The sequence below is a fragment of the Clostridium pabulibutyricum genome (genome assembly GCF_058242705.1).
In genome coordinates this window covers 413,763-438,147 of the sequence record NZ_JBZAYZ010000001.1, presented here as the reverse complement: position 1 = coordinate 438,147, position 24,385 = coordinate 413,763, and the positions used below count along the sequence as shown (strand labels likewise).

The 24,385-nt window shown below is 31.4% G+C and carries 28 protein-coding genes and 1 pseudogene; 2 read left to right on the top strand and 27 right to left on the bottom strand.

The window, feature by feature from the left end; translation table 11 throughout:
• Positions 1 to 9: 9 nt before the first annotated feature.
• From AC4CVH_RS02270 to AC4CVH_RS02225, 10 genes are all read right to left on the bottom strand, one after another.
• Positions 10 to 1,890, bottom strand: coding sequence for a VirB4 family type IV secretion system protein (locus AC4CVH_RS02270; RefSeq protein ID WP_490786091.1), 1,881 nt, complete (start codon positions 1,888 to 1,890; stop codon positions 10 to 12).
• The gene (locus AC4CVH_RS02265) at positions 1,862 to 2,701 is read right to left on the bottom strand and encodes a hypothetical protein (protein WP_490786090.1); all 840 of its coding nucleotides are present in this window, start codon (positions 2,699 to 2,701) and stop codon (positions 1,862 to 1,864) included. Before AC4CVH_RS02265 ends, AC4CVH_RS02270 begins: the two co-directional genes overlap by 29 nt.
• Before the next feature lie 5 nt (positions 2,702 to 2,706).
• Positions 2,707 to 3,048 (bottom strand): PrgI family protein, encoded by a 342-nt coding sequence (locus AC4CVH_RS02260; protein ID WP_490786089.1) that lies wholly within the window; start codon positions 3,046 to 3,048, stop codon positions 2,707 to 2,709.
• Between the two features lie 57 nt (positions 3,049 to 3,105).
• Positions 3,106 to 3,465, bottom strand: coding sequence for a hypothetical protein (locus AC4CVH_RS02255; protein WP_490786088.1), 360 nt, complete (start codon positions 3,463 to 3,465; stop codon positions 3,106 to 3,108).
• A 13-nt stretch (positions 3,466 to 3,478) separates the two neighbouring features.
• Positions 3,479 to 3,841, bottom strand: coding sequence for a hypothetical protein (locus tag AC4CVH_RS02250; RefSeq protein WP_490786087.1), 363 nt, complete (start codon positions 3,839 to 3,841; stop codon positions 3,479 to 3,481).
• Between the two features lies 1 nt (position 3,842).
• On the bottom strand, positions 3,843 to 4,514 hold the full coding sequence (locus tag AC4CVH_RS02245) for a sigma-70 family RNA polymerase sigma factor (RefSeq protein WP_490786086.1): 672 nt from the start codon (positions 4,512 to 4,514) through the stop codon (positions 3,843 to 3,845).
• Positions 4,515 to 4,705: 191 nt separating this feature from the next.
• On the bottom strand, positions 4,706 to 5,188 hold the full coding sequence (locus tag AC4CVH_RS02240) for a hypothetical protein (RefSeq protein WP_490786085.1): 483 nt from the start codon (positions 5,186 to 5,188) through the stop codon (positions 4,706 to 4,708).
• An 18-nt stretch (positions 5,189 to 5,206) separates the two neighbouring features.
• Entirely contained in the window at positions 5,207 to 5,686 is a 480-nt protein-coding gene (locus AC4CVH_RS02235; protein ID WP_490786084.1) for a DUF5697 family protein, read from the bottom strand.
• Positions 5,687 to 5,980: 294 nt separating this feature from the next.
• The gene (locus AC4CVH_RS02230) at positions 5,981 to 6,157 is read right to left on the bottom strand and encodes a hypothetical protein (RefSeq protein ID WP_490786083.1); all 177 of its coding nucleotides are present in this window, start codon (positions 6,155 to 6,157) and stop codon (positions 5,981 to 5,983) included.
• Between the two features lie 157 nt (positions 6,158 to 6,314).
• Positions 6,315 to 8,648 (bottom strand): VirD4-like conjugal transfer protein, CD1115 family, encoded by a 2,334-nt coding sequence (locus AC4CVH_RS02225; RefSeq protein ID WP_490786082.1) that lies wholly within the window; start codon positions 8,646 to 8,648, stop codon positions 6,315 to 6,317.
• Positions 8,649 to 8,981: 333 nt separating this feature from the next.
• Here AC4CVH_RS02225 and AC4CVH_RS02220 point away from each other — a divergent pair, with 333 nt between their 5' ends.
• Positions 8,982 to 10,154 (top strand): amidase domain-containing protein, encoded by a 1,173-nt coding sequence (locus AC4CVH_RS02220; RefSeq protein WP_490786081.1) that lies wholly within the window; start codon positions 8,982 to 8,984, stop codon positions 10,152 to 10,154.
• Positions 10,155 to 10,177: 23 nt separating this feature from the next.
• Positions 10,178 to 10,654, top strand: a complete 477-nt coding sequence (locus tag AC4CVH_RS02215; protein ID WP_490786080.1) for a hypothetical protein — start codon at positions 10,178 to 10,180, stop codon at positions 10,652 to 10,654.
• A 211-nt stretch (positions 10,655 to 10,865) separates the two neighbouring features.
• On the opposite strand, the gene AC4CVH_RS02210 is transcribed toward AC4CVH_RS02215, so the two are convergent.
• The 17 genes and pseudogenes from AC4CVH_RS02210 to AC4CVH_RS02130 all read right to left on the bottom strand — a co-directional run bounded on the left by AC4CVH_RS02210 (position 10,866) and on the right by AC4CVH_RS02130 (position 24,376).
• Positions 10,866 to 11,948, bottom strand: coding sequence for a hypothetical protein (locus tag AC4CVH_RS02210; RefSeq protein ID WP_490786079.1), 1,083 nt, complete (start codon positions 11,946 to 11,948; stop codon positions 10,866 to 10,868).
• A gap of 36 nt (positions 11,949 to 11,984) precedes the next feature.
• Positions 11,985 to 12,728, bottom strand: a complete 744-nt coding sequence (locus tag AC4CVH_RS02205; protein ID WP_490786078.1) for a hypothetical protein — start codon at positions 12,726 to 12,728, stop codon at positions 11,985 to 11,987.
• A gap of 3 nt (positions 12,729 to 12,731) precedes the next feature.
• Entirely contained in the window at positions 12,732 to 14,177 is a 1,446-nt protein-coding gene (locus AC4CVH_RS02200) for an ATPase, T2SS/T4P/T4SS family (RefSeq protein ID WP_490786077.1), read from the bottom strand.
• A 17-nt stretch (positions 14,178 to 14,194) separates the two neighbouring features.
• Positions 14,195 to 14,950, bottom strand: coding sequence for an SAF domain-containing protein (locus AC4CVH_RS02195; RefSeq protein ID WP_490786076.1), 756 nt, complete (start codon positions 14,948 to 14,950; stop codon positions 14,195 to 14,197).
• Positions 14,951 to 14,970: 20 nt separating this feature from the next.
• Positions 14,971 to 15,477 carry a signal peptidase I gene (gene lepB, locus AC4CVH_RS02190; RefSeq protein ID WP_490786075.1) on the bottom strand — a complete coding sequence of 169 codons (507 nt, stop codon included), beginning with the start codon at positions 15,475 to 15,477 and terminating at the stop codon, positions 14,971 to 14,973.
• A gap of 93 nt (positions 15,478 to 15,570) precedes the next feature.
• Positions 15,571 to 16,377, bottom strand: a complete 807-nt coding sequence (locus AC4CVH_RS02185) for a hypothetical protein (RefSeq protein WP_490786074.1) — start codon at positions 16,375 to 16,377, stop codon at positions 15,571 to 15,573.
• 21 nt (positions 16,378 to 16,398) lie between these two features.
• Entirely contained in the window at positions 16,399 to 16,887 is a 489-nt protein-coding gene (locus AC4CVH_RS02180) for a hypothetical protein (RefSeq protein WP_490786073.1), read from the bottom strand.
• Positions 16,884 to 17,339 (bottom strand): hypothetical protein, encoded by a 456-nt coding sequence (locus AC4CVH_RS02175; RefSeq protein WP_490786072.1) that lies wholly within the window; start codon positions 17,337 to 17,339, stop codon positions 16,884 to 16,886. Before AC4CVH_RS02175 ends, AC4CVH_RS02180 begins: the two co-directional genes overlap by 4 nt.
• A 166-nt stretch (positions 17,340 to 17,505) precedes the next feature.
• On the bottom strand, positions 17,506 to 17,769 hold the full coding sequence (locus AC4CVH_RS02170; protein ID WP_490786071.1) for a hypothetical protein: 264 nt from the start codon (positions 17,767 to 17,769) through the stop codon (positions 17,506 to 17,508).
• Between the two features lie 69 nt (positions 17,770 to 17,838).
• Positions 17,839 to 18,009: a hypothetical protein gene (locus AC4CVH_RS02165; protein ID WP_490786070.1), complete on the bottom strand. Its 171-nt coding sequence runs from the start codon at positions 18,007 to 18,009 to the stop codon at positions 17,839 to 17,841.
• Between the two features lie 707 nt (positions 18,010 to 18,716).
• On the bottom strand, positions 18,717 to 20,471 hold the full coding sequence (gene arsA / locus AC4CVH_RS02160) for an arsenical pump-driving ATPase (RefSeq protein WP_490786069.1): 1,755 nt from the start codon (positions 20,469 to 20,471) through the stop codon (positions 18,717 to 18,719).
• 13 nt (positions 20,472 to 20,484) lie between these two features.
• Positions 20,485 to 20,865 carry an arsenite efflux transporter metallochaperone ArsD gene (gene arsD / locus AC4CVH_RS02155; RefSeq protein WP_490786068.1) on the bottom strand — a complete coding sequence of 127 codons (381 nt, stop codon included), beginning with the start codon at positions 20,863 to 20,865 and terminating at the stop codon, positions 20,485 to 20,487.
• A gap of 14 nt (positions 20,866 to 20,879) precedes the next feature.
• The gene (locus AC4CVH_RS02150; protein WP_490786067.1) at positions 20,880 to 21,290 is read right to left on the bottom strand and encodes an arsenate reductase ArsC; all 411 of its coding nucleotides are present in this window, start codon (positions 21,288 to 21,290) and stop codon (positions 20,880 to 20,882) included.
• A 31-nt stretch (positions 21,291 to 21,321) separates the two neighbouring features.
• The gene (arsB, locus tag AC4CVH_RS02145) at positions 21,322 to 22,377 is read right to left on the bottom strand and encodes an ACR3 family arsenite efflux transporter (RefSeq protein WP_490786066.1); all 1,056 of its coding nucleotides are present in this window, start codon (positions 22,375 to 22,377) and stop codon (positions 21,322 to 21,324) included.
• A gap of 11 nt (positions 22,378 to 22,388) precedes the next feature.
• Complete coding sequence (locus AC4CVH_RS02140) at positions 22,389 to 22,772, bottom strand: ArsR/SmtB family transcription factor (RefSeq protein ID WP_490786307.1); 384 nt, start codon at positions 22,770 to 22,772, stop codon at positions 22,389 to 22,391.
• Between the two features lie 499 nt (positions 22,773 to 23,271).
• A pseudogene (locus tag AC4CVH_RS02135) lies at positions 23,272 to 23,598 on the bottom strand (permease); the annotation flags it as partial.
• 172 nt (positions 23,599 to 23,770) lie between these two features.
• The gene (locus tag AC4CVH_RS02130; protein WP_490786065.1) at positions 23,771 to 24,376 is read right to left on the bottom strand and encodes a Fic/DOC family protein; all 606 of its coding nucleotides are present in this window, start codon (positions 24,374 to 24,376) and stop codon (positions 23,771 to 23,773) included.
• Positions 24,377 to 24,385: the final 9 nt, after the last annotated feature.

The following is a 24,385-nucleotide window of genomic DNA, read 5'->3' as shown; positions in this document are numbered from 1 at the left end:
TCCTCTCTTTTACATTTCAGAAAATTCCCATTCAAATTTTTCAGGAACAACTTCCATAAGAACAATGTCCTGTTCCGTAAGAAGAATAGCTTGTCCACTAGAAAAACTTGATATATAGTCGCGGCAATTTTCTGAGAGATTAAAAAACTCAGCAGTCTGTCTGGCTACATTTGGCTCTAATCTTAATAAAACTTTAGTAGCACATAATGACACAATAGCTCTTCCTTGAGTAGTAGATATAAAATCCTCTATAAATTGTGTAGCAAGCGTAAGTCCTATATGAAACGCTCTTCCAAGACGTGCTATATTATCTATAAAATCCAGTGCTTTCTCATATTTTGCAAATAGAGAACCCTCATCTATATACACATCTTTAAGGACATCTTTTAATTTCCAGTTCGAGAACTTTGACCAGATCCATGACATTGTGTTTATTGTTGCAAAAAATTTCGTAAACTCATCTGAAAGCCCCTTAAAACCAATAACAAGTAATCTATTTTCAAGCAAAACACTGCTCTGGCAATCAAACATAGCCATTGGTCCATCACCAGTTATCATTTTCATAATCTCGGTCAGCTCAGTGAGACCTTTTAGATTTGCCCTTCTATTGTATTCAATAAGACCTCGCCTCAAATCGGATAGTATGGGAAGCCTCTTTTTCTTTTTTCCGGTATAAAATTTTCCATCTACCGCTTTCTCAATTGCTATATACAGTGAATCGGCATCTTCTGTTATACCAGAAGCAGAATAGAGTTTTGACACCACTTCATCCACCGCTGTAATTTCCTGACCTCTAAGGGGTTGTCCTCTAAATCTTTCTGCGAAAATTGAAATCATATTTATAATTTCACTTCTCTTACCATACAAGTCTATTTTCTTTTTCCCATGATCATCTTCTTCTATCTCAACTTCAAATGGATTTATTCCTGATTTTATTCCAGGTTTAAGGTCTATATATTGGCCACCGAGTTCTTTAGCTTGTTTTCTGTAATCACCTTTTGGATCTAATATAACGCTCCACCTTCCTGCTGCAGTACCTCTTGCAGATTTTACATGCATAAATACTGTTTTGCCTGCACCTGATGTACCGCATACAAAAGTGTGTGGATTTGTAAGTTCTGGAGCACCTATGAAATTGTTGTAGAAGATATACGACTGTGTATTTAAATTTCTTCCAAATAGAATTCCTCCATGGTGTGACAGCTGCGTATTTCCAAGTGGTATGAGAGATGCAACTGAACCTGTAGTTACATTTTTAAGATTCTGTGAAAATGAAAGATTCAATGTAGGTAGCCCTGAACTAAAACCAACATTTTGATCAAGTGTCAAGCATCTTATTTTAAGGGACTTTCTGCTGCATAAGTCATTTAGAGCATTGGATTTATTATCAAGCTCTTTTAGATTTGAACCCCATATAAAAATAATTGGTTGCGCAAAGAACATTCTCTCTTTATTGGTCTGTATGAGTTCCCTCAGTGCATCTATGTCAGATGCGGCATGTGCAAGTCCATAATCCATTGCATATCCGTGCTTGAGCTGAAGATTTAGATTTGATTTTAATTCTGAATATTTTGATGTCAGCCTATCTATTATATGTGAATCCTCTATAGGTTCTATATAAGTTGAAACATCTATATTCCCCAGTGTGAAAAGATCATTAAAAAATCCTATGTTAGTCTGACGGGGATAATTGGTAACTGCATATACACGCACATACTTATTCGGTCCGAGATAGCAGAAATCTTTACCTTCTACAAACGTATCCGGATATACCATATCCATTAGTTCAGAGGTCTTATCAAATATATCATCAGATTTATTTGTGTCTCTACTATTGTTTTTATCATTTTTATTTTTCTTATTATGAGATTTCTTCTTTTTTGGAAACATCACTTTCACCTTCCTTAACTTCGTTATTTTCCCCTTCCGATGAATATATCTCCTGTCCTATTCCCTCTGTATATAACTCAAGTGCACCATTTTTAACAAGTTTTTCTATCTGTACATTGTCTCCTCTCTGAAGAATATCTGTGAAAAGCTGTGCTCCTTGAACAGAATTTAGAACAGAAACTCTCATCTTGGCACCTATTAGTTTGGAAAGTACAATATTGCACTTATACCTCAAATCATTAAGTGCCCTTGCCTTATCTTTTAATGAAGTTCCTATTACACAGAAACTTTTTAGTACATATACGCCCCTGCTGTCTTCTATTCTTTTATATGAACTGTATAAATTATCTGCATATACTTTAAGTCCTTCCGGAATTGATTCATCATCTGATTCAACTGTCTTAAGGACAAGATTTGCCGGCTCTTTAGTTTCTATCCTTGTTGGAGTAGTAAAAAATTGAATTGAGTCACTCAGAGATATCGCAAATTGAAGAAGTTTTAATTCCATAAAATTAATCTCATCGTCCGTAAGTATGGAAATATCAGGAGATGATATTCCAAGTATAATTCTCCTGTTTCCATTCATAAGAGTTACAACATTGTCCTTTATATCATCTATACCTATGAGTTTTTTGATCTCTAAAGGCTTAAAATGTTTATCTTCTTTCTTTACATCACTTTTAATATCTTTAATGTCAGTGTTATTAATGTATTTGCCGCTTTTTTTGTTGTTATCATCTTTTTTTATATAGATAAATGCACCTAATGGAAACATAAATCCAACAACAACAAGTATTACTGCTATTAGCAAAATTCTCACTTCCTCTCATATAATTTTATTTCGTGCTTCCTAAATTTAAATTTTATAAGCTTTATAACATATCTATCAGCAGTTATATCATTTATTTTTAAAACTGCCATAAGTGAACAGCCTACAACACACGGCAAAGCCACTATAATTCTAAATATCAACGATAGTGCATTTAGGCTTACACTGCCTCCAACAGAAGTTCTGGTTATATATCCCGTGTTTATTACAAAAAGCATAAGTGTTATAAGCCCTGCAAGTACAATCCACGCAAATTGTCTGAGAGACAAATACCCGCCGATAATCTTATCTTCATTTTCCAAACTATATGGTACTGTAAAATTTCTCATCAAAAATTCCTCCTTATGATATTAGTCCGCCAGATCAGGTATCTGACGGACTAACTATTATTTTTTTAATCCAAAAGTTCCCCAGAAGAATCCGACAAAAATACTTATGGCTCCAATAACTACAGCTCCACCTACAATCCACCCTATACTTGCAAGGGCTTCTGTACGTGTTTCTTCTCTTTTATGAGCTAGAATCATTTTAATTCCAACAATACCCATAGCTATTGCTATAGCACCTCCACCTACTGCCATAAGCACTGTTTTAGTAGAGCCAAACAGTCTACTTTCAACGGCATTCGACGATTGGGTACTTATAGCCTGATCTATACTGTCTGCAAATACAGGACATCTTACAGCAACAACAGCAGATACAGTCAGAAATAAATCTAACAAAACATTTTTAAGTTTCTTAAACAATTCATCACCTCCTTTAATGTACAGCTTGTTCGCCTGTTTTAAGTACGGTAACTATATAACCAAAAATAGCAGGGCCTAAGTAATACAGAAAGAGAACTACTACAGTAGTTACAATTCCGCCCCACGCAACCCTTTTAAGCGTTTTTGACATACAAATACTGCCTATAAGAAGCACGAGTGCGGATATTAAAAGTCCTAATTTAGCGGCTGGAAGAATTATAGGACTTAATGTTGCATAAAAAGTACTTACTATGGAAACAAGAGCATTTGAAAATGATTCGGCGGATACTGGTCGAATTGAACTTTGAGAAGCGCCCTGTGCAGCGGACTCGGCATATGCATATAACGTCATCAGCGGAATGAATGATGCATTCAAATTAATCACCCCCTTCTGCTGTGTACCGGCACGAATCTTTCTCTGCACCTTGATTGAATATCTCTTTAAGCTTTGTAAGTGCTCTGTTTTTTATTTTTGTTACCATCTTTTTTTCCATGCTGAGCATCTTTTCAATTTCTTTTAATTGAAAGCCCTCAACATAAAATTTTTTGATAACAAAAATTTCAGTACTGGATAATCCATAGAACTGCAGATCGTACCAAAAGATATCATCGTTAACTTTTGTTTCACTATTTTCAATACATAAATTAAAAGCATTAGTTGAATTATCAATAGATATGACATTTTGAAATTTAAAATTTTTGAACTTATTGTTTTGTGATCTCTTGGTGCTGTTATATTTTCGGATTTGTGAATCAGACATGTGTACATAGAATATATTGTTATTTATATAATTAAGCATTTCTTTTTTTATATAAGGATATGCATATGCAAGAAACTCAGATGAATTTTCAATGTCATAGTTCTTTAGTGCTTTAAATAAACCTAGTTTTCCCTCAGATACAAGGTCTTCAAAACTTATACAACTTATACCCTGAAGGCAATATTTATGTGCAACCCAATAGATATATTTTATGTTCTTATTAACTAAATTTTCTAATGCTAACTTATCTCCAATTTTAGCGGATTTTAAAATTGCCTTGCTGACCATATTAATAATTGTTCTATTTTATTTTCTATAACATAAATATTGCTACTTCCATCAACCTTATAGCTGGCTTTTTTAGATTTTAATTTTATCATTTTCCTACCTCCCAAGACCAATTATATACCACGCAATTTAACTAAAATTGGTCTTATTCTTGGGTTAAAATGTGGTCCAGAATACGGTTTGGAATTGGATTATTCTTGGATTTGTTTTGGAGTCTCCCTTGTCTTTTTCTTCTTTTTATTTTGATATGCTGTTCCAGACTTTCCTTCATCTGCATGTGAAAGAGATTCATCGTCAAGGCACTGATATATATAACTATATATAGACTTTTCTCTTTCCCATACAGTACTCTCATTAAAATGCAATTCTAGTGAAATTTTTGTGATTAAATAATTCTTTTTAAACTTCATATCGAGAATATCTGCATTTATACTATTTTCTTCTTTTATACTATTCACTATTAAATCTAGCTGGCAATTTTTAAATTCAAGCTGTTTAACCTTCGTATTCAATGATACTATCTTATTTTCAATTTTCTTTTTTTCATCATCACTAACTTGCTTTGTAAGTCCATATAAGAGAAGTTCTAATTGCCTCTTATACAGGGCAATTATACCCATGTCTCTGTAATAATTTTTTAAAAGAGTAGTAACTATTTTCCTTTCTTTCTTCAATCTAATCTCCTCCTCATATTAGTCATTTAAAAATACAATTTTATAATGCTTGGTAATTAATTTTATCTTATTAATTTCCTTCTTACTATCAATTACAATTATTATCCTTTGAGATCTACATCTGTTTAAAAGTGTACTCATTATTACCTCCTGTCCTTGAGCTATATAAGAAATATCATACAATTTATTTTTCTGTATAAATGATATAAAAAACGGAAATTCTGCTCTATCATACCAACTCACGGGCATATTTGGGTATATGCAGCTAAATACATCCAGAGCCTTAATCATATTCATGTCTATTTTAGAAGTTGAAAAGTAAACTATACTCCCCTGTCTTTTTATGCACGGGTTCCTCCCCTTTAAAGTTTGTTCTATTATCTGTGGTGTATTAGAAATTTCTGATATAATCTCAAGCTGTTTTATAGTTATGCAGCCCAATTTTTTAATAATGCTTAAAAGCTTTACTTGATCTTCTGATCCATAATTATAGTACACACAGCATCCCTCCATTAAAATTTTTATTTAATAAATTACATTATACAAAATTAAGGCTCGTGAAAATTAATACGTGAATACAAAAGAACCTAGAAAAAATTCTCTAGGTTCTTTTGCATCTCTATTTTTAATTTCTGGTATTTGATTCATTAGACATGTTCGTTTATATATATGAAGTTTATTTGTATAGTTTTCATAATTTATGGTATACTATTAGTAATAAGAAGGGTGGATTACGAATTAGTCTGCTTGATAGTTTACATGACTTAGATAATAGATAGATCTTGTGAGGGCCTATCTATTATTTTTTTCGTTATTTATGTCTACTTTAATATCAGACGTTATTTCATCTGGTTTCAAAGTTATTTTATTTTCTATCTTAATATCTGATTTTTTATCAGACAGTGCCACTATACAAATAGCAGTTATTGAAAATAAACCGAAGAACAAAATTAAGTATCCTTCTGACATATACGCATCACCTCTTCTTCATACGCAGACATCTTTAATCGCAATCCACCCACAAATAAAGAAGAGGCAACCATGTAAATTTTTCTTATTACTCCTTAATTATACCATAGAAATTGTTTCATCCAAACTCAAAATGGCACTATAAAGTATATACTGCCTACCAAAAAGAATCTTTATCATTGAAAAAATTCAACTGTTCTTTGTCATTTTCCTTTCTCTTAATCTTATTTTTTAACTCTTTAGTTCTCTCGTTATTATCAATTACATTAGACTTAACTTTAGTACTCTTTTTTTCTTTTTTAACATCTTGAGTATTAGTATTCTCAATATCAAGATCATCATCACCAAAAAATTCGTTTAAAACGTCCAAACTGTTATCGGCAGATTTATTTTCTTCTTGATTTTCGCTGAGTTCCCTTTCTTCATAAGAAGAACTGCTTTCGGAAACTTCGGTACTGAATCTCACTTCATTTTTTGTACAATCATTATTTTTAGGCTTTGAATCCGTAGTTGAATTTGTCCGATTGTTATTATCCGATTTCTCAGAGTATTTAAGATAATCCTTTATGCTACTGTCTCCAGAAAGTTTCTTATAAAGTTTAATTTTTACCTCTGCCAGGTATTTATTTATAACCTTGAGCATCCTATATTTTAAAAGTTCAATTCCAATTAATCCTTTATTACTGTCTATAGACATACTTCTTTCCCTTTCCTTAGCGTCTCTTTTTGCTTTTTCAATCATCTCCTGTTCAGCAGGATAATATTTTTCAGCCCAAGGGAGTCTGTAATTTCTGACTTCTGTATCTCTTAGTTCACTGTAAAGTTCGTGCTGGGAATAATCAAATTTGTATAGAAGCAGAGGCTGCTGTCCATTAATCATTAGTATAGCTTTTTTCTTGTCAAGCTTCGTTATTTCATCTGGGTTCATGAGGTTTCTCTTAGCGGAACCCTCGCTTAAAGATCCTGGATCTAGCATTTTCTCTAGGCTCAATTCTCTCTTAATAGATGGATTTTTTACAGTCGTCACTCCTATATGGTCAGATACCTGTTTTGCTGTTAAATCATCTGTAGCTCCAAGGAAAAGTTGAGCATTACAGTTTCCAAGTATCTCAGACCAACCATTATCAGGATATCTATTCTGAAGTTGTGCAATATTTTGAAATATAACAAAACACACAATACCCCTTGATCTCAGTGTAGATATTTTTTTTGTAAAATCTGGTATAGCTCCAATATTTGGAAATTCATCGAGTATGAAATAAACTTCTTTTTGATGGTCTGGAGGATAAAAGTCGGCATATTTCGTAAGTTTTATAAATAGAAATGAGAAAAAAAGGCCTGCAATGAAATCAAACGTACTTTCTGAATCTGATGTTATACAAAAATAAGCTGTCTTTCTATATTTCGGTGCTGTCAAATCTATATCACTAGTTGCCGTGAGATTTTGAACTATTTCATTTTGGAATATCTGAAGCTTTGAACCAAGCCCTATTACTATATTAGGCTTTATCTTGTCACTTGCCTGAGAATATATAGAATATGGCATCTTTGCTGGATGGCTAAAATCAAGTCGTGCAAACATAGCATCTAACGTAACAACATCTTTGAGTGCCAGCATAGAATATACAGTTGCAAGGTTTCTCTCTCCTTTAGGGCAGGTAGTTACAACATACAGCACAAGTGCCTTTAAAAGATTCATCTCAGATTTTTCCCAAAATTCATCAATCTTTGCTCCAGGTGCCCTTGTATTTGCCATTACAGTATCGCAAAAACTCTGAGCTGATATGTCGTCTGTAACTTCAGTCAGTGGATTCCATCTATCAGAGTGTATCATGTTTACAAGGTTAAGTACCTTTACATCATAACCTCTATCTTTTAGGAACCCTGACATAGATTGAAAAATTTCTCCTTTAGGATCAGTAATAACCATGGATTGTCCAATCTTGGCTATCTGCATAACCTGATTTCTTACAAAACCCCTAGATTTTCCAGAACCTGACGGGCCATATATAGCAACATTTTTATTGGAACCAACAGGTGTTGATATAGCTACGGTCTCAAAGCCACTGGATCTCTGCAGCTGTATATCCTTATTTTTTTCAATTTTTCCAAATACAATTCCATCTACAGGACCGCTCTTAATAATAAAAATATTCTTAGCTTCTTCATATGTAAGCCACCTTGCTGTTCCATGTATACCCTGTTCAGGAATTGCAGACGGACCATTTTCCCTGTTATATCCTATATGACTTGCAATTAATATGAGAAGTGCGACAAAAGAAAATAGAATACCGGTATATTCAAACCACTTAAACATCAGTTTTTTATTCCCGGCAATTAACTTTAGGTTACCTGCAAAATTTTCACTTTCATACATACTGATTATATTGTGCCCTGGACCTGATGCTACAATTGGAATAATGAGATATACTCCTATGACAAAGATAAGAACAAAAGCGGCAACATATTTTATTTTATTATTCTTAGACATGGTACCATCCTTTCTGACTATTTTATTAATCAGAAAAATAATACTGCGAAAACATACTCTAAAAATTTGTTTATTCTTTAGATTTTTCTTGAGCTGAAATGTAGTTTAGAATTGGATTATTTTTCACATACTTACTGTCTATCAAATCGAGGTTCGTCAAATTATATAGATAAATAAAGAACTTGCCCACCGTAAATTTATTTTTACAATTGTTTTCTAATATAAATTATGACATATTATTTATAATATGTATGATATGATAATAATATGATATGGCTAGAGGTATATACCTTGTGCACTAAAATTCAATTTATAAATTAGGGGGATACAACTATGTTCAAAAAAAAATTTGCATTAATATTGTCATTTGGGTTAATTTTTGTCACTTCATTCACTACTATATCCTATGCTAAAGATTCAAAAAATAATTATATTATAAACAATACAAGCAATTCAGTACTCAATAATTCAGATATATCACAAATAAAACAAAATATAAATAAAATTTTATCACAAAAATATATCGTAGCAGAAACATATTCTAAACCTGACTTTAACGATATAGTTAACAACAATAAATTATTAGAACTTCTCAACAAAACGATTGATTTTGAAGTTAGATGGTATCAAATTGTTGATCTCAAAATTTCAAATTATACAAGCACTTTAACTATAAATAATATAAAAAGTTTAAAAAATGATGACTATTTAATAAATATCACCTATGACGTTAATGCAACTTTATTACCAAATAATATTCAATCTTCTTCTTCAGGAGAAAAATATGAATTTGAAGTTCAAAAAGTTAATGGCAAATGGTGCATAAATAAAATGGTGGATTTAGTAAATGATTTAAATGATACCTCGACTGAACAAAAAGTCAAAAATACTAAAATTTCTTCTAACAACATAATTCAATCTTCCGATTACAATAATCTGATAGAATCTAAAATAGATTCTATCAACAGTGTGTCGGCAAATATTAATAAATACATTGAAGAATATAATGACAATATAAAAGCGAGCAAAGATCTAAGTTCTAACTACGTTTCTTTAGCATCATATTCAGGATACAATGCATCTTCAGCTGTAAGCTATGCATTAAAATGGGCATTAAGTAGAAATCCCAATTATAAAAATTACGATCCAAATGATTGTACAAATTTTGTATCACAGTGTGTATATGCTGGAGGAATACCGGGTTCATCAACATGGTATAGTCGCTCAACAGCTTGGATAAATGTAATTAATTTCTATAATTATATGAGGAAGACGGGATATACTTTTGGTGGAGATTACAGCAGTGGATCAAGACTCGGTGATGTTATTCAATTCTATAATAGTTCTAAGAATACTTGGTCTCATGCAGGTATAATTACAGGTACCACACATGGACATGGTTGGGCCTATTCAGCACATTCAATTAATAGAAAAAATCATGCAATATATTTTGAATATCCCAGTGCGACATATACAAAGTTAAGATATATAAAATACTGGCACTAAAAATAATTTAGGATGTGATAATATTGATTTTAAAAAGGAAAAACACGCTAACATTTATATTAAGTATTTTATTAATATTTACTTTTTCTGCCTGCAATAAGCAATCTCTTAAACCTAATTCTAATAGTGCAGAATTAAAAGTTTCAGAAATTAATAATACAGAACTGCATAATGTTATAAAACAGGCATTTACTACTCAAGATGGATACTCAGACAAAATATCAAAGCATATGTCAAAACAGGTCTTTGATAAACTTAATGTATATAACCCTTATGCTTCAAATAACGAGTACAAAAAACCATTTACTATAAATTTCAATCTAAAACAAAACTCATTAAAGGACATAGGTGGCACAATATATGCCAACATGACATATACAGTTGATGTAAAAGATGCCTCGCATAAAGAAATTGGAGGTTCTTGTGATGTGCCAATAAAATTCACCATTAAAAAAGTTAATAACACATGGTATATTGTGAATAAGGAAGAACCTGCTTAATTTCAATATTAATAGTAGCTGGCATGAATTTTTAAATAAATGCCAGCTACTATATTTTTACCCATACCAATCGTTATATCTCCCAATATAGCAGGCAGCAACGTATGGCTTGTTAATGATTTTGTATGTATGTCCATAAACGACACCATACGTAATGTTTTTTCATTTTTATTTCAATAATCTTTTTCATCTATTCTTACCCTTTCATAAATCAAAAATTCATATTACTCATACTTGAAATTCCCGCTGCAGATATATCCATGATTATTTTTACAAGCATACATACACCAACAACAAATATGACAAGAGCAATACCATCTTTTTTCTCTATCTTGTTTTCATACGTCAATTTCCTTGTCTTTTCTATACTCTCATTTTTACTTTCAATGTTATAAATGGCAGACTCTTTGTTACTACCTTCTATCTGTCTAAGAGCTGAAATTATCTTTGACACTTGAGTATATCTTTTATCACTTAAAAATTTCTTATATGCATCTTCCCTGTTTATAAGATAGTTTGATTCAAAACTTTTTAAATATGGCTTCAAGTAATGAGAATTATCTATGAGCGCCCTCATTACACTTCTGGATGTTACATTGTCATTGCTCCCAACAACCACCATTAAGTTAATTAAATTATAAACTTCATCCTTTTTCCTTCTAATTATTACGATTGAGTATATCTTGAGCATAATGTCCGGCAAGAAGAAAAACAGAACTGCAGACAATATATAGTTTATTTTTCTCGGCATGGCATACAGCTGTTTTGATGACATTATATCTTTGAGTGTAACAGCGGCACTGTCATTTATTTCATTTGAATCTATATCACTGTATTTATAAATCACATTTTTCACAGTTTTTAACCATTGGGATGTGTTTTCTACCTGTGATATATCAACATATCTCTTTACAATATTAAAATTTTTTAATCTTGTGGATGAACTATTACGAAAATCACTGCTTGAATAACTTGAGTATATTGTAGTATTAAATATATCCTTTTGTTTCACCTGGGTATTAGTTATGAATACCAGGAATAAAAAAATTGATGCTGCAAAGAGTATTGCAATTTTTACTATATAAAGTTCAAGGACACCTATATTAATAGATGCCTTATCCAGTAAATCATTCAAGCTCTTGTATTCCTTTGAAGTAGTTTTTGGCATTATCTTTTTCACAACCCTCCTCAAGAATGTATTTCCAAGGAGATATCCTTTTATATCAAGCAAATAACATGCAAAGCCTCCAATAATAATGGATATTATAAATAAATTACCTATACTATTAGTCATACGTACTTCTCCCTTCTTATTCTTCTTATTTTCTCTCTATAATTTCTGCAAAATATCTATTGCAAAGAAATACACAATATAGAACATTACGACAAGAACATACTGTGAAGGACTCTGTGATACCTGTCCCATATCAGGTACAATAATATTCATGTACTTATACATTAGTAGAGTCATAATTATCATGAATACTGCTGCAAGTCTGTATTTCATTAATTTTTCTCTGTTCTTATCCTCGTATATATATTCTTCACGTATCTTTATAATAAGGTCACTTATTTCTTTGTTTAATTTTCCGAAGTCACCGCCATATAGCATATATGCCCTTAGCATCTCGCTAAATGTATCTATGTTCTTTTCATTGAAAATTCTTTTGAAATCATCGAAGGCTGAAATAGAATTCCTGGAAAGGTTATAATATAAAATCTGAAAAGGTCTTTTTATATTTCCTGACAAACTGTCTGATGTATCCTTGACCGCTGCATCAATTTTTAATTTTCTGTTCAAATTGTATTGGAAATTTTCCATACAATCAGGTATTTTCTTTCTTATCCTGTATCGCATGAACCCTATAATATAATCGGCAACTATGAGTGGAATTACTGCTGCAAAACAGATATATATAAGTTTCAGGTACCACAGGCTGTCAATGCGCATAATGAGTATAAATACAGCGGCAACTACAAGGTAATATATTTTCTCAAGTATCAATGATAGCCTGTCAGAATCCCTTCTGAAAAGGTTGAGTTCTGCAGCAAGATATTTTCTGCTTGAAATCATATCTTATACACCCCTATCAATATCAAAAGTACTGTACAATTCATTTAGTTTTCTTATCTTTTCATCTGTAAACCCAAAATTCATTGATTCATGTATATATTCATCTGATATCCTATTGACCGGCATAAGCTTCCCAGAAGTGTATTTAAACAATGTATTTAATTCATAAGGCTTATGGTACTCATCGGGCTTGAATACAATCTCAGACGCTTCACTTATATACCTCTTTCCTGTATACAAATCCATAGAAAGAAATATTACTATATCCACAGCTCTTGCTATATCGTAGAGTGCAGATTCTTCTGTCTTATATATTCCACTTCCACTCTGCATGAGCATATTTTTATAATCCGGGATGAAATTTTTCACAGAAGATGTATGAAAGCTGCCGAGACTTCCCTTGTTCTGCCTTGTCATGGCCTGTATTGTTACATAAGCTTCTTCAGGTGTCCTCACTTCTCCATCTATAACTATGTCACGTCCGAGTCTAAGCCCAGTTTTAAAGCAGTCCATAGGTGTTTTTATACTGAGAAATTTGAGATTTTTTGCATCCTTATCCGGAAAATATTTTCTTATTGCAAGTTCAAATGAAGACTCCATTGTGAGTATTGACAAGTTGTCCGGTATGGATGATATGAGCCTAAGAAGATATGTAGTTTTACCTGCACTCTGTGGACCTACTACAAGTATATTAGGTCTGCCTTTCATAATGATGTCAATAAAATTTTCAAATTCAGCGGTAGATGTACCCCCTTTTACAAGATTTTCGCTTGATACATACTTATAATCTTCATACCTCAAATTGAGGGATGGTTCTCTTATATACGGTGGTATTAATGCTGTAACCCTTGCACCGCTCAAATTATCACACAATATTTCAGGATTGTTAGGTCTTAAATCCGCATCACTTGAATTTGATGTGGTTTTCTTTATAATTTCAATACATGCATCTGTATTTTTGAATCTGAGTTTACATACCCGCTCTCTCCTGCCGCTTATTTGGAAACTTATGAAATCAAAGGCATTTATATTTATTTCATTCAATCCTTCTATATCTCCGTAGCAGTACGGATCTATTACGGAAAGGCCGTACAGCTCCTGGTATATTATCTGCAATAATATACCTATTTTTAAATCAATATCATCATTCCTATCTATGCATATTGAATTTATAATCCTGCTAAAGTCTGGGTTCTTGCCTGTATACAGCGGTTCAAAATAATTTATATGGTACTGTTCTATGAATTTATCAACCGCTGTAATACCGATAGCATTAAGTTCATTTTTTATATATCTTTTAATTAAATTCTTACTCTCTAAGTCGCCTGCAGATGCCAGTTTAATATTTTTATTTAAGTTTTCAATATCGGAACCATTTAACATTTTATTTTTTATAGAATCTAAAAGTTCTTCCAATGACATATTTACCACTCCCTTTTTCACTCCCATAAAATCATCTCCTATATCTATTTACTCTTTACAGATGAAGTAGTCTGAGACATTTGCTTTGAAGTCTGCTTATCCCATGATGGGACATATGTTACTTTGGATTGAGCGGTAGTGGATGATGTATACTTATAAAAATCAAAAGACGCTGTTTTCTTTGCATCCTCTACATACATAATAGAACTGCTGTTTACCATGACAGTTAAAAACGCTGGTATTTGGTTTTGATCCGACGGTGACTGCTGCTCTGAAACTTCTTTACCTGTAGAATCTATGACTTTTGTAACTAATGCTTTAGAGATTATAACATTTGGTTTCTCTCCTTTATCTTTATAATTTACAATTACATCAACATAATCACCTGGAGATATTGAGCTGTCACTCAAACTACTGAGCGATACAGGCAGAGTACAAGGTCTTAGATTGCTTGAATTTGAAGAAATATCATCTTTCTTTATGTTTTCATTTTTATATATATTTCTTGTGGCTATTTTCCCAACTACTGGTGCAATGCTACTATATGATGTTTGTATATAATCATAAACCGAATCTTTTACAATTTTTAAATCTGTTTTCTTTATAATATTTCCAGCAGAGACAGGTCTAGCCGCTTTAACTGTATATATATATTTGCTTCCTATAGAAGGTACTGAGCCTGACATATAGAAAACTGCACCGGCAAGCCCCAGCCATACAGCTGATGTGCCTAGAATTATTCCCAATTCTTTCTTCCTGTCTTTTAAACTTTTCAGATTAAATGACTTTAGATCAACCACTACAATCATCCTTTCATTTTTTATTTAATTTTATTAACTTTACCGATTATTGATTTCACTGATACCACTCCAAAATATCTGCTGTCCCTACTATCATTCCTGTTATCTCCCATAACATAATAGGCATCTGTTGGTATCACAAAATCTACCGGCAAATTTTTATCTGCAGGTGAATTCATTTTTTCATTTATATAAGGCTCGGAAAGTACACCGTCATTTATAAATACTTTTTCATTTTGAATTTTTATTTTCTCTCCTGGAAGTCCTATAACTCTTTTTATAAGTATTTTTCCATCTTGACTCTTATCCGGTGACTTAAATATGATAATATCTCCCCTCTTTATATTTTTTATATCAGTATGAGCGGTAAGTTTTTCACCTGAATTCAATGTTGGTTTCATTGAATTTCCTATAACCTCAACATCTACACTTGAGGGATACCTTGTATTTAAAAACAGTATACATAAAACAAAAAGTATTAATATAAATACAAGACATATAAATTTTCTAAATATGTTTTTAAACATCTTGTCCAACTCCTATATTTCATAATTTATTTTCTATGCCGGAGATAAACTTCCCACAAGCTAAGTTTTATCATTTAATTTAAATCATTTAATTTAAATCATCTTAAAAAATGCTATTATGCATCCAATTGCCAAGTATGTAACAAGCGGTATTGTCTCATCGTTCTTTTTTGAAAGTTTAATACACAGGAGAGACAGAAACAGCGAGATAAGTATTATTATCAATCCAATGGGTCCGCAGAAAAGCGTAACTGCCGGAGATATTGCTATGTCTCCCCAGCCTATACCATAGAATAGTTCATTAGTTACTTTATCTGGGAGTACTTTTATTCTCTTAGAAAGTTTTTTCGTCCTAACCCTGTACTCTTCGTGGACATTATTACCAATACACCTGAAAAATGAGTTTGCTGTATAAAGATCTTCTACAGTATTGCTTATTTCAGCATACGCAATTTTCTCACATGACTTTTCAATTAGAATATCTGCAGGTGTAGATTTATTTAATTCGTGCTGCATTTTATTTAACCTGGAGTCTAATTTTCTTCTTTTTATTGAACCTGAACTGAATACAAAACCTCTAGCAGTATCTATATTTTCCTGGGCACAGTTTTTCTCCGCAAAATCAACAGCTTCTTCTGCTTTTAAATTTCTATTGAAAGCAAATTTTCTATCCTTGATTTTATACACAACTGTTGATACGATATCCATTACCATTAGAACCATGAACAGCCACCTGGAATAGAAAATTATCTGCTGCACTGTATAATGCTCCATGTACGCTATTGCAAAAGAGAGAATTGAAACTACAACCCAAGTTTTTATATAGACTATCCTATCTTTCCAGTCGCATACACCGGCATATATCATCACAATTAAAAATAAGATTTTTAAACACAGCAAAGCTTAGCACCTTCCTTTTCTTTATCTTTCATATACTAAGAATGAACTTTCAATGAGCATTGACTTGTCTTTATATTTGTAAAAGACAAGTACTGCTTTTGGATTTGAATTTAGATATTTTTTTATTTTTGTTTTCTGATTATAATTAGAAATTTCTTTATCGAAGATGCTGAATGCTTCTGAAATATCGGAGTTGGTATTACTGATGTGAGTTTTAGAATTTTCTACTATACGATCAATATTGAAACCTGAACTTTCTGGAATTATAATATAAACTTCTTCAGGCTTATAATTTGGATTTATAAAATCTCTAACTGAGCAAAATTGCTCAAAATTACTTTGATATGCCTCTAAAGGCTGTTTATATGAGTTTTCTATATCACTTGATATAACGTATCTTATATTTCTTGTATGTGCATAATGCATCATTATAATGTAGCAGTTTACAAGGAGTATCATAAAAAACAAACCTGCTAGTATTACTCCCGGGGCACTTCCTCTTTTATTCAATTTACAGCCCTCTTTTCTGAAACAATAATACTGCCACTGTCATTTCTGTTGAACATATTGTTGAGCTTCTGGAGCTGAGATATTGTGTTCTGTTTAATTGTTATTTCAAGTATTTGATTTTCCTTGAGCTTTATATTAAGATTACTACTGCCATAACCCTGACTCACCTGTCTTATTGATTTGTTACTGCATTCATATACTGTATATATAGTTGTATAATCTTTTAACACCGAGATATACTGGTGTACGTATTTATCAAAGAATGAATACATATTCCCTGTAATTTCTCTATTGCCTGCAGATACATCTGCTTCGGTCCTCAAAATACTGTGAAGATTCCCTACTGTGTTAACCTCAGACAATCCGATAAATACATTTAGTACAAATGTTGACAGTACAAACATAACAATTATAGAGGCATATATAACTGATATTCCACCTTTCCTATTCAATAAATCACCACCTTAATTCCATATCTTCCTTTCCAATTTAATTTTAAATTTTTATTCGCTTACATTATACAAAATTGAGGGTCGGCAAAAAGTTATAAAAATCTTTATGATAATAGAAAATTTCTATAGAAAAAAAGACCTGTACGAGGTCTTTTTCTAATTGATGTTAGTTAGTGTTTGTTGAAGTTGTAGGATCTGCAAAGGTAACAGGCAGAAAATCTGAAATTATATTGGTCTTTTCCTGAACTATAGCCATTCCTGCATCCTGTCCCTGGTCTTTAATTGCAACTGCTGTTGGATGTATAGCGGAATTAAATATATACATTGACAGAAGTACAAAAAATACAGCAACTATTATAGTCGAGAGTCCGCTTCCTTTCTTAGATTTCTTCTTTCTTAAAAAATTTGTTTTTAACTTAGATATACTCACTTATATATCCTCCTCGTTTTTTATTTACACAGGTGAACCCCTTGTGCATATTTTCATTTTAATTGCCTCCTAATTGTAATTTTGATCTATATATATGGTCTGCTTATTTGTATCAACTAAAAGTCCTTTAAATTCATATGCTACACTTTCAAAGGATGCAAGTAATTTAACAGTTATATATAATGTCAGGACAGCTGCTAATAAATATGAAAGTCCTCCGCATTTCAATTTTCTTGACACCTTAAAACACCTCACATCCTTGAATATGGGTACAGTATAATACTAATAAACACTTTAGAAATTTTTTTAAAATAGGAATTTTTCTTGGACTAAAATGCGGTTTAAAATTGGGCTAGAATGTGGTTCAGAATTAAATTGGTTTTTGGGAAGGATAAAAACAACGAAAAATACAGCGGAAAATGAACATGATAAATATTCATTTTCCGCTGTGAAAGTTATATATTTTATAAGAGGCAACTTTTTCTCTAAGATGATTTCTTTAACAAAAATTTTCTTAGGACATTTTTAATTATATATAATAAATATTACTATTTAATATAATTTTTATTAACTTTTAATTAATATTTACAACTGTTTTATTATTTGATACATCCTACCGAATACAAACAGGGGTACCGCCAACATTTCCGACAAAACCCACACTAAGACAAAAAATAGATGAAAAATTAGATTTTCACCTACTCTAAGACATATGTTTCCATTAAATACATTTTTAAGTATATCAACATATATTAAGAAAATGGATCATTTCATAAAGTTATTATTCTTTAAATTTATTTTACTCAAAGTGCAAGTAATATTCCTTAAAGAAAGTATAGCTGATATAGGATAGTGCCAACAATCAGAGAAAAAGTGGATGAAAAATCAAAATTTCATCCACTTTAATAAATATACTATTATTATAGAAACTTTATATAAAATAAGATTTAGTATTTTATCAGTTTTCTAAGGCTATCTCCTTTAAGCTCACCACTATTCCATGCAACAACAGCAAAGTTTCCATATGAGATTTCATTGACTTTATTTATCCACTGAATTTCACTTTTAGCTTTTGTCTTTAAAAAATCACTTTTGGTATCAGTAACAAGTAAACTTGAATTAACTATCCACCATTTATTATTAACTCCAGCCCTTTTTAAATCATCATGAAGTCTCATAGCTTCATATACAGGAGTTGCTTCTGGAAGAGTTACTATTACAACTTCTGTCTCTTTTTCATTCTTTAATCTAGGAAGAAGCTTCAAAACTGATTCAGGAATATCTCCTTCAGACCTTTTAATTTCTTTATTATAACTCTGAGTTGAATCTAATAACAATAAAGTATGACCTGTAGGTGCAGTATCTATAACTACTACTTTATTTTCTGCTTTATCTACTATATCTGCAAAGGCCCTAAATACTGCAATTTCTTGAGTACAAGGTGAACGTAAATCTTCTTCTATATAAGCAATATCTTCTTCACTCATAGTCTCTCTAGCTTTTTTTAGTACTTCTTTTTTATATTTTTGGAGCTCTTTCTTTTCATCTATTTTACTTAAAGTTATATTATTACCTTCACTAATAACAAATTTTAAATGATCAGCTGGATCTGTGGTTGCTAAATGAACTTTGACACCTTTTTCTGAAAGACCTAGTGCAATGGTTGCAGCCAAAGTAGTTTTTCCAACGCCGCCTTTTCCCATAGTAAAAATCACTTTCTTTTTGTTTGAATATAAGTCGTCAATAAGATTTTTAATACCTTTTAAATTTTCTGTGTTAAGTTTATTATCGTTATCCTCTTTAATATCTTTCTTTAGCAACATTCGTACATTATTAATCCCTGTGACATTATATGACCTTAAAGGTATCTTATAAGTTTCAATGTTTCTTAAATGTTCGGGAATATTTTTAAGAGCCTCATTTTGTTTTTCATATAAACCGTTTGATATTTTATCATTTTCAAGACCCTTTTCAATTACTCCATTAATAACTAAGATTTGATTATTAATTCCTATATCTTTTAGTTCAAGTGAGGCTCTTTCAGATTCTTTAAGTGGAGAATATTCAGGTCTTGAAACTAACATTAATGTAGTAGTTTCGGCATCTGATAAAGCTTCAACAGCTTTCTTATATATTTCTTTTTTATTTCCTAGTCCAGCTAATTGACCTAGACATGAAGCTCCATGAGTACTTTCACTGATAAAATTGCTCCAAGCTGAAGGGAGTTGTAACATTCTTAAAGTATGACCAGTTGGTGCTGTATCAAATATTATATTATCATACTTTTTCTTTAGATTTTCATCCGTTATAAAATTTGAAAATTCATTAAATGCAGCTATTTCAACTGTACAAGAACCAGAAAGTTGTTCTTCCATATTATCTATTACTGATTTTGGAAGTTTACTTCTATAAGGTTCTAAAACGGATTCTCTGTATTCTTTAGCTGCTTCTTCAGGATTAAGATTTACTACTACAAGATTGGGAACTTCTTTTATAGAAGTTCCTTTATTATTAAGCTCAATACCAAATACATCTTGTAAATTAGACGCTGGATCGGTACTTATTAAAAGTACCTTTTTGCCTTTATCAGCAAGGGTAACTGCAGTAGCACAAGCTGTTGAAGTTTTGCCAACTCCACCTTTTCCTGTGAAAAAAATATATTTTGTTAAGTTAATATCTTTTAGGTTAAATAGTTTATTCATTTAATCCTTCTTTCTAGCAGCAGCCTTTATGTCCACAGCCGTAGCTTCTCTTAGTAGGTTTTTTTATTGTTACATTAGATATTTCTTCCTTAGAAAGTCCTGACCAATTAGCAAATTCCTCATTTGTTGGGTATTCTTTGACCTTTTTAATCTCACCATCAACAAGTGTTATTGGAAGAATTTCAGCACCTTTTGAATTTAAATATTCGTTAACCTCCTTGTTATCTACAAATGCCTGTGGCTCACTGGAAAGATTATGGCGTGTTACATTTGCACCTTTTTTAATCATATTATTTACAACTGTTGAAACTCTTAAAAGTTCTTTATTTATGCTTGGTCCGCAAACTCCTGTTGAACAACACATAGCTGGATCAAAAATTTCTATTTTGCTCATATTTATCGCTCCTCTTATAATTTAATTTCATTATTTTTAATTCTTTTAGCCAAATTTTTAACCTTTTTCTCAATGTTTTTTGCTGTCTTTATAAATTCTTCATCACTTTTCCCTGTAGGATCATCTAATCCCCAGTCTTCTGTATGCTTTGCAGATAGAAAAGGACATACTACATTACATCCCATTTTCACTACTATATCAACACTCGGAATATCCTTCAGTAACTTTGATTTATGCTCTTTATTCATATCAAAGTTATATAAATCTTTTATAATTCTTACTGCATCTTGATTTATTGTATCTCTTAGTTCTGTTCCAGCAGAATATGCCTCAAACACATCACTTGCAAACAATTTAGACAGTCCTTCTGCCATTTGAGATCTGCAAGAGTTGTGTACGCATATGAATGCTACTTTTGGCTTCATTTTATCTCCCTCCATCTAATCTAATTTTTATCTATCGTTTTGTAGACATTTTAAAATATTTTCGCCCCCAATGTAGTGCTATATTTACAAGACCTATCATTACAGGAACTTCAACTAATGGGCCTATAACTGCTGTAAAGGCTTCTTTTGATTCTATTCCAAATACTGCAACTGCAACAGCTATTGCAAGTTCAAAATTATTACTTGCTGCAGTGAAGGAAAGACTTACAGTTTTGTGATAATCTATTCCTGATTTATAACTTACAAAAAATGAAACTGAAAACATTATTACAAAATATATTAAAAGTGGAATTGCAATTCTTACAACGTCAAGTGGAAGATCAACTATATATTTACCCTTGTAAGTAAACATAATTATTATGGTAAAAAGTAAAGCAATTAATGCTAATGGACTTATTTTAGGTACAAATTTTTTAGTATACCATACTGTTCCCATCTTAGGTTCTAAAATTAGCCTTGTAAGTAAACCTGCTGCAAATGGTATTCCAAGATAAATTGCTACGGATTCTGCTACTTTAGCCATAGAAATATCCACCTTGTAGCCAGTGAGCCCAAACCAGGTTGGTAAAACAGTTATAAATATATAACAATATATTGAATAAAAAACAACTTGAAAAATTGAATTAAAAGCTACAAGACCAGCTGCATATTCTGTGTCACCATCAGCCAAACTGTTCCAAACAATTACCATAGCAATACATCTTGCAAGGCCAATTAGTATAAGCCCTGTCATAAATGCTGGATATGATTTTAAGAAAACAACTGCAAGTATAAACATTAAAACTGGTCCTATAATCCAGTTCTGTAAAAGTGATAATCCTAAAATTCTAGGATTTTTAAAAACTTTATGGAGTTCTTTATAATTAACTTTTGCAAGAGGTGGATACATCATAACTATAAGTCCTATAGCCATAGGGATAGATGTTGTTCCTACGGATAAGCTTGATAATGTGTTAGAAAGGCTCGGCACAGCCCATCCTAAAAATATTCCAAGTGCCATTGCTGTAAAAATCCATACCGTTAAATAACGGTCAAGCCAAGATAATTTCGATGTTTTATTATTCAATTTATTCACTCCTAATCTACGCAATTATTATCAAAACATACTTTGCCTTCTTTCAATTCATCACAGCCAAGGCCACTGTCTCTATACTTTTTTAATCTTTGTAAATCTTTTTTACATTGTTCTAATTTAACCGCATGTTTTCTTATGATTTCATTTATAAATGAAAATTCTTTAATAGTATCTTCATCTATTTTATAGTACACGTATTTATTTACCTTATAGTAATCGAGAATCTTAGCTGTTGTAAGCTTTGTTAAATGTCTTGAAGCATTAGACTGACTAATATCTAATACTGTCTCTATTTCACAAACACACAGTTCTCCATCCTTAAGTATATTTAATATTCTCATACGTGTTTCGTCAGATAACGCTTTTATCACTTGTATCAAGTCCATCATTTTCTCCTCCCATATGAACATATTCAATTATAATCATATGATACTTCATTCACTTTTGCAACCCTAAATTAATATTTTTTTAACTATAGTATTAACATTTAAGTTTTATTTAATGAAAGTGCCAATTCTTTTAAAACATAATTACTGAATTTAACATATAAAAAAATAAACGTACACTTCTAAAATTAATTAATCGTGTACGCTTTTCTAAAATGTATTTAACTATTACAGCAACCAAACAAGTACAGTCACTAGTTTGTCCGTTATCACCAACATATTGAATAGCTCCAGAAGGACATAATGATTGGCAGCCTTTACAGCCTTGAACACAACCTTCTGGAAAAACTACAAGTGGTCTGTTACCTTCCTTTTCATATACTCTGTGTTTACACTTATTAAAACAAGCTCTACACTCTTTGCAAATCTCATAATCAATAACAGGGTACCATTTTTGACATATAAAAAGCATCCTAAAAATCTCCAGATTGTATTTTATCTATATAATAAAATTAAACATATATCCAGTAAATATAATTCCTACTCCTGTAACAAAATAAAATACTGCTAATAATTTAGCCTTTAAAACTCTCATTAAAAGAATTTCTTCGGGTAAACTAAGACCTGTTACAGCCATCATAAATGCTAGAGAAGTGCCCATTGAAACTCCTGCTCTTGTAAGTTCACTAACTAGTGGTATTACACCAGCGGCATTAGAGTATAATGGAATTCCTATTACAACAGCTACAAATACAGCAAATGGATTATCTTTTCCTGCATATTTTGCCAAAGCACCTGCTGGAATCCAGCCATGCATAACTCCACCTCTTTCAATTTTTTATTAGCCATATGGCCAAGACTAAATGTTACCCGATTGGGTATAAACTAAAAATTATATTCTATATTTAATATGTGGTATTTAGATATAAAAAAATAAGAGCGGCCATAAAAACCACTCTTATTTTTAAAAAAGTTCATTTTCTCACAAATAAAGAAGCTCAAAATTGTTTCAATATATTAGAAATTGTAATAGACAAATCTTTATAGTCATATTTCCTTGTAGCTTTAATCGTAGCTTCCAGCAAACTTTTTGGATCAATACCATTCCAATCCAATGTGTAACCGTTAAAATTAGCTAAATTTTTAATAAACTCTCTCTGAGTTCTTCCATTACCTTCTCTAAATGGGTGTGCAAAATTTAATTGAGACATATAAAAAGCAAGTTTATAAGCTAACTCGTTTTTATTTATATTTGCCAGATAGTTTTCTTTTTTTAGATGTGAAAATATTTCATTTTCCAGTGCATCTCTTAATAAATAAGATGGTGCAAATTCACCACCTTTAAAAATATCTTCATTTCTTAATTGCCCCGCCCAGTCATATATATCTTGAAAAATATACTTATGAATTTTACATAAGTGTTCAAAATCAAATTTGCCTTGTATTGGATTTATTTCTAGTTCAGAAAGTCTTTGGGATGATACAATTCGCTCCATATTCTCCAGTTTAGATTCATTTTTTATATTAAACTTATTTTTTAAAACATCAATATCTTTATAATAATATAACGAACGATATTTATTATTTTCTGAAATGTCATACATAGGCATTAC